General features: G+C 64.8%; 1 protein-coding gene. It reads left to right on the top strand.

The window, feature by feature from the left end; all coding sequences use genetic code 11:
- Positions 1-289: 289 nt before the first annotated feature.
- Positions 290-757: a YaiI/YqxD family protein gene (locus tag U1700_RS14865; RefSeq protein WP_332753458.1), complete on the top strand. Its 468-nt coding sequence runs from the start codon at positions 290-292 to the stop codon at positions 755-757.
- The last annotated feature ends 58 nt before the right edge of the window (positions 758-815 follow it).

The following is an 815-nucleotide window of genomic DNA, read 5'->3' as shown; positions in this document are numbered from 1 at the left end:
ATGCCCGCCGCGATGATCCCGATATTGTCGGCCCCGACCTCCTCCCAGGTCCGCTTCAGGATGGCGAGCCATCCCCTGGGCGGCACCTGAAGGGGCGAAGGCGCCCCTTCGCCCGCGCGGTGATCCGCCATTCCCTGACGCATCGTCACACCCTGCCCCATCCCGTCATCCATCTATTTTCCCTTCACAAGAGGCAAACTCGCGCTGGACAAGTTCGGTCCCCGGACGAGGCGCAACCCTGGCCCCCTCGACATTGCGCTACGCTTCGCTGTCATGGCATGGCGCGCTCGTGGAAAACCGACCCCATATCCTCGTGGATGCCGATGCCTGTCCGGTGAAGGACGAAATCTACCGCGTCGCCTATCGTCTGGACGTCCCCGTGACGGTGGTCAGCAATGCGCCGCTGCGTGTACCCCAGCATCCGCTGATCGCGCGCATCGTGGTCGGCGATGCCTTCGATGCCGCCGACGACTGGATCGCCGAACGCGCCAACCCGATGGCGATCGTCGTTACCGCCGACATCCTGCTCGCCGATCGCTGCCTGAAGGCGGGCGCGACCGTGATCGGGCCCAATGGCAAGCCCTTCACGACGAGTTCGATCGGCAATGCGATCGCGGTGCGCGCGATCATGGCCGATCTTCGCGCGGGAGGTGATCGGATCGGTGGACCGGCCCCCTTCGGAAAGGAAGATCGCTCCCGGTTCCTCTCGGCACTGGACGAAGCGGTGACGCGGGTCTTGCGCCAGACAAAAACCTGACGGCCATTTCCCGACCGGAGCGGCTTGATCTATCAGACCAAGGACGATTACGACCGCG

Source organism: Sphingomonas sp. RB1R13 (assembly GCF_036663775.1).
GTDB lineage: Bacteria > Pseudomonadota > Alphaproteobacteria > Sphingomonadales > Sphingomonadaceae > Sphingomicrobium.
Note: the sequence above shows the minus strand (reverse complement) of the source record. Positions and strands in the feature narration are given on the sequence as shown.